This is a genomic window from Bacillus sp. ISL-7 (genome assembly GCF_018613065.1).
This window is the reverse complement of the sequence record NZ_JAGGQW010000073.1, coordinates 1-13455: the sequence shown is the minus strand read 5'-3', so window position 1 is coordinate 13455 and position 13455 is coordinate 1. Positions and strand designations below refer to the sequence as shown.

Here is a 13455-nt window from a genome sequence, read left to right as displayed (position 1 = left end):
AACAGGCACAGCCCGATTTAGGAATATTAGCTTAATAATTTCAGCAAAAGAATAGCCAAAATAACGGTTGAAGCGCCCCCAATTCTTGTCGAAACTTGGGCAAATGGCATTAATGACATCCGATTGGAAGCCGATAGAATTGCGACATCACCCGTTCCTCCTAAACCACTATGACAGCCTGTAACAATCGCTGAGTCGACTGGGTACATCTTCATCAACTTACCTACAAAGTAACCTGTAGTAACCATTGCCACTACGACAGCGGTACAAACAACCACATATCCTGGGGTTACGATTTTGACTACATCCTTAAGCGGAATATATAGCATACCTAAGCCAACCATTAATGGCCATGTTAAACTTGATGATACAAATTTATATAAGTGATAAGCACCTTGTTCCATTTTAGCGGGCATTATTTTTATACTTTTCACAACGGCCGCTGCAATAATCATTAACACTGGTCCAGGAATGCCTAGGAATTTATTCCCCAATCCACCTAAGATAAAGAAACTACACGCAATTAACAGTCCTGCACCCATAAGTGGAAAATCAACCGGCTTATCAATCGTTGCTGCTTCTGTGATTCCATCGCCGCCTTTTGTCTTCACTAATACTCCATTACCAGTCAGATGCTTCTTTTTCTCACCTAAACGTGATAAAATACCTGCACAAATGATCGCGACAATATTTCCAATCACTGCTGCTGGAATTAATTGCCCTACAAATGTTTCTGAAGATTTTCCGAGAACCTCTGCGTAGCCTAATGAAAGAGGCAAAATTCCTTCTCCGATCCCACCACCGATAATTGGAACAACAATAAAGAACAATGTGTGTTTCATGTCATATCCAAAAAGCAAACCTACTAGAACGCCTGCAACAACAGATGCTATTGTGCCGACAATAAGCGGTATAAACATGCGTGTGAAGCCTTGAATTAAGACTCTACGATTCATCCCAAGAATACTTCCTACTACTAAGATAGAAATATAAAGATAAAGGAAATTGGATGTTTTCATCAACTGGGTAACAGCATTCATTCCCGTTGTATTAATCACGCTAAAATAGACTAAAAAAGACGGAATCAAGAGGGCTAAAATGGCAGGGCCGCCGATATCCTTTAAAAGCGGAATCTTCATACCAAGTTCCCCAAGTAAAATACCCATGACAATAATAATGGCAAAGCCGCCAATCATATCAGCTGGAAGCAATTTATAGACGGCTGAAAAGTAGACAACAGCAGCGATAACGATATAAAGTGGGAGTGGAATTACGCCTACCTTTACACTGCCAAATTTACCTAAAAGCCCTTTCTTTTCTTCTTTTTCCCCTGGAACAACCGTAAGCGGTTGCAACTCTTTTGCTGGTTCCATAAGTGTTCATCCCCCAATCTATTGATGTTTCTATCATATTCTGAATTAAACCGCTTTCATAGTTTATGTAAATTTAATAAGGTTTTTGTAAATAAAAAAAGTAAGCAGTTCTAGGCTGCTTACAAAAAGTTTTTGATAAGATGTTCTTTCAATCGATTATATTCATGCTGGTAAACGGGTCTTCCCACTGTACCGTAGATTACCTTAACATCTAGGATTCCAATTTCCTTTAAAAAATTTAAATACTTACGGACGGAAACCCGAGAAATTCCGACGACCTTCACGACGTCCTCTGTTGAAAACTGGGCATTTTTTAGCTCCTGAATCGCTTCCCAAATTTGTTTCAGGGTATCTTTTGTTAATCCCTTTGGTAATTCTTCGATAACAGGCTTTTCCTCTCGGTGCAGTATTTGGTTGTCCAATACGTCTTGGCTAATCCTTTGTTGAGTTTGAATAAACTTTGTTTGTTCTTTATATGCAACTAACGCTCTACTAAAGCGTTCAAATTCAAAAGGCTTAATTAAATAATCAACGGCTCCGTATCTTAAAGCCTTTTTAATCCGCTCCATATCTGATGCTGCTGAAATAACAATCACATCGGTTTCTTTTTCATGTTCACGGAGGTAGGTTAACAGCTCTAATCCTAGTTTCCCTGGCATAAATATATCCAATAAGATAAGATCAATTTCTAGTTTTTCAATTTTCTTAATCGCCTCATCCACGGATGCGGCCATTGCCATCAATGTAAAACCAGTAACTTGCTCAAGATAGCGTTTATTAAATTCAGCCACCATTGGATCATCTTCAACAATCATTACCCGGATCATTCTGGTCCCCCTTCCCATTATATGGTATATACACGGCAAAGACGGTCCCTTTTCCAGGCTTTGATGAAAGAATTAAATCCCCTTCCAACTTTTTAACCGCTTGCGACACAAGGTACAGCCCTAGACCTCTATTTTCACCGTTTGTGGAAAATCCTTTGTTGAAAATTTGGTTTTGTATTTCTTCATTCATCCCTGTTCCTGTATCTTTTACTTCGATAGTTAAAATATCATCACCATAATCAAATTCTACTGTTATTTTTTTGACTGGACAACCGGTCACAGCCACAATGGCATTATCAATTAAATTACCAACAATTGTAATCAATTTGTGTGTGACATCCGAATCTGCAGGTTGTGGCAGCGGTTGTTCACAGGAAACAGATAACTCAGTCCCTGATTCCCTTGCATAACTCAACTTTCCAATTAAAAAGCCAGCTAAAACAGGGTCCTTTATCTTTTTGGTAACCAAGCCAATTTCGTTATTACGATGATCAACCGTTTCATTGATGTATTCGACAACTTTTTCATAATAACCTGTATGGACCATCCCCAAAATCACATGAAGTTTATTCATAAACTCGTGTGCCTGGGCCCGAAGTGCATCGGCGTATGTTCTTACTCCTGTCAGTTCTTCAGCGAGTACCTGTATTTCTGTTTTATCGCGAAAAGTAGCAATTGCGCCCACTACCTTATTCCCAACGATAACGGGGACTCGGTTGGTTAAAATGGTCATCCCATTTATATTCTGTTCTTCATCCAATTCAGGGTTACCTGTTTTTAATAAATCACTTAAGCGAGTAGATGACATATATTCTTCTATATTTGTCCCCATTGGGTTATCTTGCAAGCCTGCTTTATCGAACAGCTTTAAGGCTGCTCGATTGACAAGTGTTATGTTGGACTCTTGATCAACTGCCACAATTCCCTCACGCACCGATTGAAGCATCGCACTGCGTTCCTCTAATAATTTAGCAATCGCAAATGGCTCAAGCCCAAGTAGGATTTTTTTTATATATCTGGCTAAAATCACGGCCCCGAGAACGCCGATTAAGATACCAATCATCGTCCCAATATAGATCCCTATTCTGCTCTTATTGACGGCCATTTCCACATTATCTAGAGAAATCCCAACGGCTACTGCCCCGATCTGTTTCCCTGTTGCATCCTTAATTGGTGTAAAAGAACGTAAAGAAGGTCCTAGAGCTCCTTTTGAGATAGATTCATGCTCTTTTCCTTTTAGTACCGGCCCTTCATCTCCACCCTTGAATTGTTTGCCAACTTCTTTGCTATCAGGATGGGATTTACGGATCCCGTTCATATCCATCACAACAATGAAGTAAACGTTTGTCACTTTTCTCATTTCATTCGCAAACGTTTGGATTTCTTTTACATCCCGTTTTCCGCTCATCGCATCAATCACAAGCGGACTATGAGCAACCATTCGAGCCACATTTCTCGCTTTCTCAGCCTGACCTTTTTCCGTCTCCTTAGCAATTCTCGAACTAATAAGTAAATCTGTTATCAATAGTGAAAAAGTAACCACCACACACACAAAGACAATAATTACCGTCTGTAAACTCCATCTTCCCTTTCTCATATTTCCCTCCATCTTTGAGAAGGCGACAGGCACCATTCTGATTTCCACTTGATGACATACTAACCATCCAGGCTAGTAAACGCAAAAAGCTGCAAAGCATTCTTAAGAAAATACTTTGCAGTCTTAGAAGCTTTCTTTAACTAGGCTGGTCTGAGAGTTCATCGACTCAGTTAACCATCTTGCGAACGTTGCCTTAACTTATGAGCAAAATAGCTCCTGCGATAATAGGGGTCAGGACCATCGCACTTTTTAATACGAGCTGCGGAGCAAGGGCTGTAAACTTAGCCCCGACATAGGAGCCAATCATCGTTCCTCCTACCACTTCAACTAACAGGGTTAAATTCAGGTATCCTTCGAAATAGTAGCCGATTCCTCCTGCTAAAGCGATCGGCAAAATAACGAGCATTGTTGTACCCACTGATTGTTTAAGCGAAAGTCCCATGATGACCAGCAATCCGATTTGAATGAACGGCGCAGCACCTATCCCAAATGTACCAGACAACAATCCGGTAACCAACCCGACGACTGCCGCTTTCTTAATGAGAAGCAGATTACCAGGGTTCACTTTTTTGTTGTTTACCTTTATTTTTTGAACAATAAATAAGCGGACAACCAAGATCACAGCCGACAAAAATAACATCCCCGCTGTCAACCAATGCAAAGAATGGATCGGAATCAAACTGGCTAGTTTTGAACCTAAATAGGAGGCAGCTGCCCCAAATCCACCGACGATTAAACCGGTTTTAATTGAGATATTTCCTTGACGAAAGTGACTGTAGGCACCTGACATGCTAGTAAACACCATCGCTGCTAGTGATGTCCCTAACGCCATATGTATTGGTACTCCAAAAATAACTGTTAAGATGGCAATAATAAAGCCAGAGCCGCCCGCCCCGACAAATCCTAATAAAATCCCAAGCACAAACATCGTCAGCACAATCGCCAACTTCATCCCCTCCGATTGCAAAACCCTAGATGTCCTTCTAGGAAATGTTTTATTACTTACCTAAGGACGGGGTCATATAGACTGATTTAAAAAAGAAAAAAACTATCATTCATTATTGTACTAAAAATTTAAAAGGTATATCGGAATTATGCCCTAATTCCCAAAATTTGAAAGACTACCTCAACTAGATTGAGATAGTCCTCCCTTAAAAGCTAAATTTTACTTGACCTAAACATGCACTGGTTGTTTTGCTTCTGCTAATGCTGATAGGCGCTGCTTAATTTCCTCAACATTGATAATTCTTTGGGCTACCCCTGTTTCCATTGCAGTATACGCAACCGCGGTTGCTACCTGTGCTGCGACCCGAGGGTCAAATGGATCTGGAATGACATAATCGGCATGGAGCTCATCCTCTGAAATTAAACCAGCAATTGCATAGACCGCGGCGAGCTTCATTTCCTCGTTGATTTCCTTGGCACGGACATCTAAAGCGCCGCGGAAAATGCCTGGGAAAGCAAGCACATTATTAACCTGGTTCGGAAAATCAGAACGTCCTGTACCCACTACTAGAGCCCCTGCTTCTTTGGCCGCATCGGGCATAATTTCCGGTACCGGGTTGGCCATGGCAAAGATAATCGGGTCACGGTGCATAGCGCTAACCATTTCCTTTGTAACGGCCCCGGCTGCTGATACCCCCACAAACACATCGGCGTCAATAAGCGCATCCGCTAACGTTCCTTGTTTTTGCTCGCGATTTGTCATTTGCGCCATTTTATCTTTGAATCGATTCATTCCGACTGGACGGCCTTCATAAATAATTCCTTTTGTATCACATAAAATAACATCCTTCACGCCCATATGCAGCAGGAGCTTAACAATCGCTACTCCAGCTGAACCTGCTCCGTTTACTGCAACACGAATATCTTCAATTTTTTTATCCGCTAATTTTAACGCGTTGATTAGACCAGCGGCTGTTACAATCGCGGTTCCATGCTGGTCATCATGAAAAACAGGAATCTCGCAGGCTTTGCGGAGGCGGTCTTCAATTTCAAAGCATTGCGGCGCAGCAATATCCTCCAAGTTCACTCCGCCAAATGTTGGTTCTAGCAGCTTGACGGTTTCTACGATCTGGTCTGTGTCAGTGGTGGCCAAGCAGATGGGAAAGGCGTCAACATCTGCGAACGATTTGAATAACACGGCCTTTCCTTCCATCACAGGCATCGCAGCTTTTGGTCCAATGTTTCCAAGCCCCAGAACCGCTGTCCCATTGGATACAACTGCGACAAGATTGCCCTTCGAGGTATAATCATAGACTTTATTTTCGTCTGCATAAATGTCCAAACATGGCTCTGCCACACCTGGTGAATAGGCTAGGCTTAAATCTTTTGCATTATGTACTGCCACCTTAGAATAAATCCCAACCTTGCCTTGGTGTTCCTTGTGCATTTTTAACGCTTCATCTCGTAAAATTGACATTGAATTTCCCCCACTTCCCGGTTAGTAACCGCTTGCATTTCATCTACCTACATCTTAGTGCATAAGAAAGTATTTTTATAGATTATGTAATTAAAAAAAGCAGGGATTTAATCATACAAAAGGCCTTCCACAAATTTTGTGGAAAGCCTTTTTAACTAATTATTCTTCATCTATTTCCACCGTTGGATAATGCTTTAAAAAGTAGACTAGCGATTGAAGCTCCACTGCCAAGTCAATATGATGGACCCTAATTAATGGTGGAACATTTAACCTTGCTGGAGTGAAATTTAAGATTCCTTTTACATTTGCTTTGACCAGTCGATCGGTTATCATTTGTGCGGCAGGAGCAGGAACCGTTAATATCGCCACTGAAATATTAGTTTCTGATAAAACCTTCTCTAAATCATCCATAGGATGAACGGGTACCTCGCGAATCATGGTTCCCATTTTGTCGGGATCCACATCGAAGGCGCATTCTATTTTTGTGTTATTATTTTTTAAAAAGTTATAGTTTAAAAAGGCAGTGCCAAGATTTCCGACTCCTATTAAGGCAACCTTAGTTAATTCATCCTGATCTAAGGTCTTACGAAAGAAGGATATTAAGTAATTAACATTATACCCATAGCCCTTTTTCCCTAACGCACCGAAATAGGAAAAGTCGCGGCGAATTGTTGCTGAGTCTACCTTTACTGCTTCACTCAATTCCGCTGAAGAGACCCTTTGCTTGCCGGAACTATGCAGGTTTTTTAGAAATCGATAATAGAGGGGCAGCCGTTTTGCTGTCGCCTGTGGTATTTTCGTTGTTTCATTACTCATAATCTCCCACACCCCATGAATGGTTTAGTTAAAAATTTATTTAACTCTTTCATCTCTTTTAAAATCACCGTTTTTACCGCCTGTTTTTTCGACAAGATACGTCGGTCCAATTACCATACCTTTATCAACGGCTTTACACATATCATAAACTGTTAAGGCACATGCGGATGCCGCTGTTAACGCTTCCATTTCTACGCCTGTGCTCCCCTTCGTTTTAACGGCTGCAGCAATATATAATTGATAGTTCTCATCCTTATCCTGTTTCCAAGAGAAAGAAATATTAACACCTGTTAATGGAATCGGATGGCACATTGGAATCAAATCCCATGTCTTCTTTGCTGCCATGACAGCTGCTACCTGGGCCACTGCTAAGACATCGCCCTTCTTCATCTCATTATTAGTTATTTTATCATAAATTTCTTTACTAACGGTAATGCTGGAATGAGCAAGCGCCGTACGTGCCGTTTCCGGCTTATCACTGACGTCGACCATTTTTGCTCTGCCTTCTTCATTAAAATGCGTAAATTCTGCCATATAAAAAATCCTCCTATCAAATCATACACTATTTTACCTTATATGTGTGTGAAACTTTGAACTAAATATTACATTTTTTGACGATTTAGGACCCTTACACCGCTAATATGGCGAGCAGTTTATTGCCGACATACCGGGAATAAGGTACACTAATCCTATGTAATAGAGGTGAATGGAAATGATTTTGCTACAGGTTAATCAATTACAAAAATATTATGGTGCTGACCTTATTTTATCGAATATTAAGCTGGAATTACAAACTCGGGACCGTGTTGCTCTTGTTGGACGCAATGGGGCGGGAAAATCGACATTATTGAAGATTATTGCCGGACACTTGTCGCATGATGGCGGAGAAATTATCAAGCCGAAAGAAGTGACAATTGGCTATTTAGCTCAAAATACGGGGTTAGAATCATCATTATCCATATGGGATGAAATGCTGACGGTTTTTGAACCGCTGCGATTAATGGAAAAACAACTCCGCACCCTTGAAGAACAAATGGCTGATCCTCTTGTTTTTGAAGACGGTGGAAGGTACGAAAGAATCCTAAAAGAGTACGATCATCTTCAGGTGAAATTTAAAGAACAGGGAGGGTATCAATATGAGGCAGAGATGCGCTCTGTCCTTCATGGGTTAAATTTCCATGACAAATCCTTGATGATATCTAGTTTAAGCGGCGGGCAGAAAACCCGTCTTGCCCTTGGTAAACTTTTGTTAACCAAGCCTGATATCTTAATATTGGATGAGCCCACAAACCACCTTGATATTGATACGCTTTCCTGGCTGGAGCAATATTTACAAAGTTATCATGGGGCGATTTTGATCGTTTCCCATGACCGCTATTTTTTAGATAAAGTTGTTACTCAAGTTTATGAAGTATCCCGTAAGCAAATCCAAAGGTTTACAGGCAACTATAGTTCTTACCTTGATCAAAAGGCCGCAAATTATGAGCGTGATTTAAAGCTTTTCGAAAAACAACAGCAAGAGGTCGCTGATCTCCAAGACTTTATCAACCGGAATTTAGCGCGCGCTTCGACGACTAAACGTGCCCAAAGCCGTCGTAAAAAGCTAGAAAAGATGGAGATGATGGATCGTCCATTAGGCGATGAAAAGTCTGCTTCCTTCTCGTTTGAAATTGAAAAACAAAGCGGCAATGACGTTTTAACAGTGGATTCACTCGCTGTTGGGTACGAAGGTGATAAGGTTTCAGAGTCCATTTCATTTCGGGCCTATAAAGGTGAAAGTACCGCATTGGTTGGACCGAATGGTATCGGCAAATCAACACTTTTAAAGACAATTATCAAAAAGTTGCCTGCTCTGGAGGGAACCATACTCTATGGGACAAACCTTCAGATTGGTTATTACGACCAGGAGCAAGCTGAATTGACCTCCAATAAGCGGGTCTTAAATGAACTCTGGGATGACTATCCACTAAAAAATGAAAAAGAAATACGTACGGTGCTCGGTAATTTCTTATTTTCTGGTGATGATGTCTTAAAAGTAGTTTCCACCTTAAGCGGGGGTGAAAAAGCCCGTCTAGCTTTAGCTAAACTGATGTTGGAGAAAGCAAATGTCTTAATTTTGGACGAGCCTACCAACCACCTTGACTTAGATAGTAAGGAAGTTCTAGAGAATGCATTAATCGATTACCCGGGCACGATATTGTTTGTCTCACACGACAGGTATTTTATTAACCGGATTGCCACAAAGGTCTTAGAACTTAGTCGTCATGGAAGTACAGAATACCTCGGGGATTATGATTATTATTTAGAGAAGAAACTAGAACAGGAAGAACTTGCAGCACTAGCGCTAGCCGCAACTGCTAAAAAAGCAGCACAAACAGATGCTTTTGAGAAAAACTCTTATCAACAGGATAAGGAAAGTAAAAAACAAGAGCGTCAGCGCAAAAGGAAATTAGAAGAAATGGAACAAAGAATTGAAGAGCTAGAAGAGCAAATTCAAGAATTCGAGCAGCAATTATGCGAACCAGACATTTTTCAAAATCATGAAAAAGTGTTGGAAATCAACATAAAAAATGAAAAGGCAAAGTCTGAACTCGAGCACTTAATGGAAGAATGGGCAGAGCTGGCTGAATAACTAGAAAAGCGGAAACGCCCGTTTAGCAGCGTATGGACTGGAGCGCTTCGACTGAGATAAAGGAAACACGGAGAGCGTTAGCCATCCGATGTTGACTTATCGTAGGGAGGAGAGCGAAGTCCACTAGCTGCTGGGCGTTGGAGCTAGACAATTATAAAAGTCCGAAGATAAATTTTCTTTTATATTTATGCAAAAACCAGGCATTGGCCTGGTTTTTTGTTTATTATGACATTTATCGACAAATTTTGATATGATGGCAATAATTCATTTAAGTTATACACTTTTCCACATTCTTATTCACATTACAAACAGGACAGTTTCAATGTTATTTTTACTTTTCCACATTATCCACAACAAAGACCTGACTTATCCACATTATACACAGAAAACACCCCACTTATCCACATTCACCAGTTTTTGATCTGCATTTTTATAAAATCTTATCAACAAAAAAACTCTTCTTATCCAGAAGAGTTTTTAATTGTATATTTCGATATCCAGTCCCGGGTTGGCATTTAGGGAAAGGTCTGCTCTAATTCCTTTTTCGAACATCACGCTTCCAGCAGCAGCAATCATCGCTGCATTATCAGTACATAGGGATAATGGCGGAATCACTAATTCAATTCCAGGTTTCTCTGAAAAGGTCTTTTCCAAAGCATTTCTAAGGCCTTTATTGGCGGCAACTCCGCCAGCCACCAATACTTGCCCTACCCCATATTCAGCGACGGCCTTTTCTGTTTTCTTTACTAACACTTCAATCACGCTGGCTTGAAAGCTTGCAGCAAGGTCTTCAGGGGCAATTATCTCACCGCGTTGCTCGGCATTATGAACCGTATTAATAACAGCAGATTTTAAACCGCTAAAGCTAAAATCATAGGAACCTTCTTCTAACCATGCCCGAGGTAAATTAATTGTCGGATTTCCAGCCTGCGCCAAACGGTCAATATGTGGACCGCCAGGGTACGGCATGTTTAACGTTCGCGCAACCTTGTCGTAGGCTTCACCAGCAGCGTCATCCCTTGTTTCGCCGATGACTTCAAAATGTCCATGTTCCTTCATATAAACAAGCTCTGTATGCCCGCCTGAAACGACCAGAGCAAGGAGCGGGAATTTTAACTCAGTAACAAGCCTGTTCGCATAAATATGTCCTGCAATATGGTGGACTGGAACTAGTGGTTTGTTTTGAGCAAATGCCAATGCTTTCGCGGCATTTACCCCAATTAAAAGGGCACCGACTAATCCTGGTCCTTCTGTGACAGCAATGGCATCAATCTCAGCAAAAGTAACATTTGCCTGCTTCAATGCTTCCTCAATGACAATAGTCATTTGCTCTACATGGTGGCGGGAGGCTATTTCTGGAACCACACCACCGAAGCGTTTATGACTTTCAATTTGCGATGCGACTACATTTGCTGCAATTTCTCTGCCATTTTTAATAATGGCGACAGCCGTCTCATCGCAGCTTGTTTCAATACCCAAAATCCATTGGTCTTTTTTCATAAATTTACCCACATCACTAAACCATCTTCCTGATTATCTGAATAATAATTTTTGCGGATCCCGCCATTTTGAAAACCAAGCTTTCGATAAAGAGATTGTGCTACATGATTGGTAACACGCACTTCAAGGGTCATACTCTTTGCTCCCATCTCTCTGGCCTCTGTCATCATTTTTTGCATGATTGCTTCACCAAGTTTCCTGCCCCTATATTCAGGCAGAATGGCCACATTCGTTACATGCGCCTCATCGATCACGATCCAAGCCCCACAGTACCCGAGGATTTTGTTACTTTCCTCTAGGACGATATAAACTGCAAATCGATTATTATGCAATTCATTATAAAATGCTTCACGACTCCAGGGGGTTGTAAATGATGCTTGTTCTACTTCTAAAATTTGGTCAATGTCCTCTTCCCTCATATTGCGAAAAACAAAAGAATCTACCATAACTCTCTATTCCTATCCATTTAAAATTTTTCCTTTCGATTCTAACCATTTCGCTTCAGCTTCAGCTAAACGGATATAATTTGGAACAAAAGAATGAATGTCCTCCCCTGGTTTATCCTTTCCAAGAAGGGCAAGTTCAGCTGGACGTGGATTTTGTTCCGTACTAGCTGCGAAAACAGCCTGTGATCCTAATGCTGCTTCAATTGCTGCTTGATGGAGTGGTAAATCATTTCCGACAAATAGTATCGCTTTTCCTGAATTTTTTAGATCCTCTGCACGGTCTACTAACATGACCAAACGATCCTCTTCAATCGTTTGTAGTTCGTCATTTTGATATTGATACAAGCCAGTATAGACCTGTCCCCTTCTTGCATCAAATAGAGGTGACACATAACCATCAAAGTAGCGGCCGACCCCAGATGCTAAAATTTCCAAGCTGGAAATACCTACAAGCGGGATATTCAAAGTCCAAGCTAATGTTTTAGCAATGGTTACACCTATTCTAACTCCTGTATACGAGCCCGGTCCTTTGGCGACGACAATCTTAGTTAAATCCGCCGGAACCTTTTCACAATCCTTCATTAGTGTCTGAATAGCAGGCATAATTCGAACAGAGTGGTTCTTTTTTAAATTGGTTATATATTCACCAAGTACTTGATTATCTTCTAACAGCGCCACTCCTAAGGCATAGTTAGAAGTATCAATCGCTAATATGGTCATGAAAAAGTCTCCTTACATAATTGCTCATATCGTTTCCCCTGAGGTACTAAAACCATTCTTCTAGTATCCCCTTCTTCACGATATAAGAAAATAGTCAGTCTTTCCTGTGGGAGCTGCTCTTCAATTAAATGAGCCCATTCCACTACCGTCACTCCATCACCTTCAAAATACTCATCAAAACCGAGGTCTTCGAAGGCATCCGCAACCCGGTATACATCCATGTGATATAACGGGAGTTTTCCCTTATATTCTTTAATAATAGTAAATGTCGGACTGTTAACTGTTCTTTTAATCTCCAACCCTTTAGCCAAGCCCTTAGTGAATGTAGTCTTTCCAGCACCTAAATCACCTTCAAGAGCAATGACATCTCCAGGTTGTAATAACCCAGCTAACTTTGCTGCAAATTGGAAAGTCTCCTCAGAATCCGTTGTTATTAGTTCGAATTGATTCATTCAATCACCTTTTTATTTTAACTTAGCGTCACATCTTCATTTTACCTTAATTATGTGCAAAAAAACCTTAGGATCTCTCCTAAGGATGCCTATTACATATGTAGTTTACATGATTTTTAACAATTGAGCAAAAATGCTTGCCCTTATTAAACGGCATAAAAAAAGACGAAACCTTGTTTCGTACTAATTTTTGCAATATAATGGCGGTCCGGACGGGACTCGAACCCGCGACCTCCTGCGTGACAGGCAGGCATTCTAACCAACTGAACTACCGGACCAAATTGCGGGGACAGGATTTGAACCTGCGACCTTCGGGTTATGAGCCCGACGAGCTACCAGACTGCTCCACCCCGCGACAATAGAAATAAAAATATGTTTTAAATTACTACACCATAATATTATATCACTAGAAACAGTAAGTATGTATGGTTTTTAAAGTAATTTTAGCCTGGCAACGTCCTACTCTCACAGGGACGCGTGTCCCAACTACCATCGGCGCTGAGAAGCTTAACTTCCGTGTTCGGTATGGGAACGGGTGTGACCTTCTCGCCATTGCTGCCAGACTATTTTCTTTTGAGGTATCATTCCCTCAAAACTAGATAATGCAGAAGAAGTTTGTAAAAACGAGTGTGCCTTAAAAATTGGTTAAGTCCTCGAACGATTAGTATCA

At 40.9% G+C, this 13455-nt stretch carries 12 protein-coding genes, 2 tRNA genes and 1 rRNA gene; 1 reads left to right on the top strand and 14 read right to left on the bottom strand.

What is annotated here, in order from left to right; genetic code table 11:
- Positions 1-26 precede the first annotated feature (26 nt).
- The 7 genes from J7E66_RS26925 to moaC form a co-directional block, all read right to left on the bottom strand.
- A complete protein-coding gene (locus tag J7E66_RS26925; RefSeq protein ID WP_215005808.1) occupies positions 27-1373 on the bottom strand; it encodes a 2-hydroxycarboxylate transporter family protein in 1347 nt (448 codons plus the stop codon).
- Positions 1374-1492: 119 nt separating this feature from the next.
- Complete coding sequence (locus J7E66_RS26920; RefSeq protein ID WP_215005806.1) at positions 1493-2200, bottom strand: response regulator; 708 nt, start codon at positions 2198-2200, stop codon at positions 1493-1495.
- Positions 2178-3797: a DcuS/MalK family sensor histidine kinase gene (gene dcuS / locus J7E66_RS26915; protein WP_215005804.1), complete on the bottom strand. Its 1620-nt coding sequence runs from the start codon at positions 3795-3797 to the stop codon at positions 2178-2180. The genes J7E66_RS26920 and dcuS overlap by 23 nt, the downstream gene beginning before the upstream one ends.
- A gap of 193 nt (positions 3798-3990) precedes the next feature.
- The gene (locus tag J7E66_RS26910) at positions 3991-4743 is read right to left on the bottom strand and encodes a sulfite exporter TauE/SafE family protein (protein ID WP_251033158.1); all 753 of its coding nucleotides are present in this window, start codon (positions 4741-4743) and stop codon (positions 3991-3993) included.
- Positions 4744-4971: 228 nt separating this feature from the next.
- Entirely contained in the window at positions 4972-6219 is a 1248-nt protein-coding gene (ystJ, locus tag J7E66_RS26905; RefSeq protein ID WP_215005802.1) for an NADP-dependent malic enzyme, read from the bottom strand.
- Between the two features lie 159 nt (positions 6220-6378).
- Complete coding sequence (locus J7E66_RS26900) at positions 6379-7035, bottom strand: redox-sensing transcriptional repressor Rex (protein WP_215005800.1); 657 nt, start codon at positions 7033-7035, stop codon at positions 6379-6381.
- Positions 7036-7071: 36 nt separating this feature from the next.
- A complete protein-coding gene (gene moaC, locus J7E66_RS26895) occupies positions 7072-7569 on the bottom strand; it encodes a cyclic pyranopterin monophosphate synthase MoaC (protein WP_215005799.1) in 498 nt (165 codons plus the stop codon).
- A 178-nt stretch (positions 7570-7747) separates the two neighbouring features.
- Between moaC and J7E66_RS26890 the strand changes: the two genes are divergently transcribed.
- On the top strand, positions 7748-9667 hold the full coding sequence (locus J7E66_RS26890) for an ABC-F family ATP-binding cassette domain-containing protein (protein WP_215005796.1): 1920 nt from the start codon (positions 7748-7750) through the stop codon (positions 9665-9667).
- A gap of 477 nt (positions 9668-10144) precedes the next feature.
- Here J7E66_RS26890 and tsaD read toward each other — a convergent pair whose 3' ends face one another.
- The 7 genes from tsaD to rrf form a co-directional block, all read right to left on the bottom strand.
- Positions 10145-11167, bottom strand: coding sequence for a tRNA (adenosine(37)-N6)-threonylcarbamoyltransferase complex transferase subunit TsaD (tsaD, locus tag J7E66_RS26885; RefSeq protein WP_215005794.1), 1023 nt, complete (start codon positions 11165-11167; stop codon positions 10145-10147).
- On the bottom strand, positions 11164-11613 hold the full coding sequence (rimI, locus tag J7E66_RS26880; RefSeq protein WP_215005792.1) for a ribosomal protein S18-alanine N-acetyltransferase: 450 nt from the start codon (positions 11611-11613) through the stop codon (positions 11164-11166). The genes tsaD and rimI overlap by 4 nt, the downstream gene beginning before the upstream one ends.
- A gap of 12 nt (positions 11614-11625) precedes the next feature.
- Entirely contained in the window at positions 11626-12333 is a 708-nt protein-coding gene (gene tsaB, locus J7E66_RS26875) for a tRNA (adenosine(37)-N6)-threonylcarbamoyltransferase complex dimerization subunit type 1 TsaB (RefSeq protein ID WP_215005790.1), read from the bottom strand.
- Positions 12330-12785 carry a tRNA (adenosine(37)-N6)-threonylcarbamoyltransferase complex ATPase subunit type 1 TsaE gene (gene tsaE, locus J7E66_RS26870; protein WP_215005788.1) on the bottom strand — a complete coding sequence of 152 codons (456 nt, stop codon included), beginning with the start codon at positions 12783-12785 and terminating at the stop codon, positions 12330-12332. Before tsaE ends, tsaB begins: the two co-directional genes overlap by 4 nt.
- Positions 12786-12986: 201 nt before the next feature.
- Positions 12987-13063 (bottom strand) — tRNA-Asp (locus J7E66_RS26865).
- Positions 13064-13066: 3 nt separating this feature from the next.
- A tRNA-Met gene (locus J7E66_RS26860) sits at positions 13067-13140 on the bottom strand.
- A 91-nt stretch (positions 13141-13231) separates the two neighbouring features.
- Positions 13232-13348: ribosomal RNA gene (gene rrf / locus J7E66_RS26855) — 5S ribosomal RNA — on the bottom strand.
- Between the last annotated feature and the right edge of the window lie 107 nt (positions 13349-13455).

Excerpts from the sequence above, each read along its gene's own strand:
- J7E66_RS26920 (WP_215005806.1), bottom strand. The coding sequence starts at position 2,200 with ATGATCCGGGTAATGATTGTTGAAGATGATCCAATGGTGGCTGAATTT.
- tsaB (WP_215005790.1), bottom strand. The coding sequence starts at position 12,333 with ATGACCATATTAGCGATTGATACTTCTAACTATGCCTTAGGAGTGGCG.
- moaC (WP_215005799.1), bottom strand. The coding sequence starts at position 7,569 with ATGGCAGAATTTACGCATTTTAATGAAGAAGGCAGAGCAAAAATGGTC.
- tsaE (WP_215005788.1), bottom strand. The coding sequence starts at position 12,785 with ATGAATCAATTCGAACTAATAACAACGGATTCTGAGGAGACTTTCCAA.
- J7E66_RS26890 (WP_215005796.1), top strand. The coding sequence starts at position 7,748 with ATGATTTTGCTACAGGTTAATCAATTACAAAAATATTATGGTGCTGAC.
- dcuS (WP_215005804.1), bottom strand. The coding sequence starts at position 3,797 with ATGAGAAAGGGAAGATGGAGTTTACAGACGGTAATTATTGTCTTTGTG.
- J7E66_RS26925 (WP_215005808.1), bottom strand. The coding sequence starts at position 1,373 with ATGGAACCAGCAAAAGAGTTGCAACCGCTTACGGTTGTTCCAGGGGAA.
- ystJ (WP_215005802.1), bottom strand. The coding sequence starts at position 6,219 with ATGTCAATTTTACGAGATGAAGCGTTAAAAATGCACAAGGAACACCAA.
- J7E66_RS26900 (WP_215005800.1), bottom strand. The coding sequence starts at position 7,035 with ATGAGTAATGAAACAACGAAAATACCACAGGCGACAGCAAAACGGCTG.
- tsaD (WP_215005794.1), bottom strand. The coding sequence starts at position 11,167 with ATGAAAAAAGACCAATGGATTTTGGGTATTGAAACAAGCTGCGATGAG.
- rimI (WP_215005792.1), bottom strand. The coding sequence starts at position 11,613 with ATGGTAGATTCTTTTGTTTTTCGCAATATGAGGGAAGAGGACATTGAC.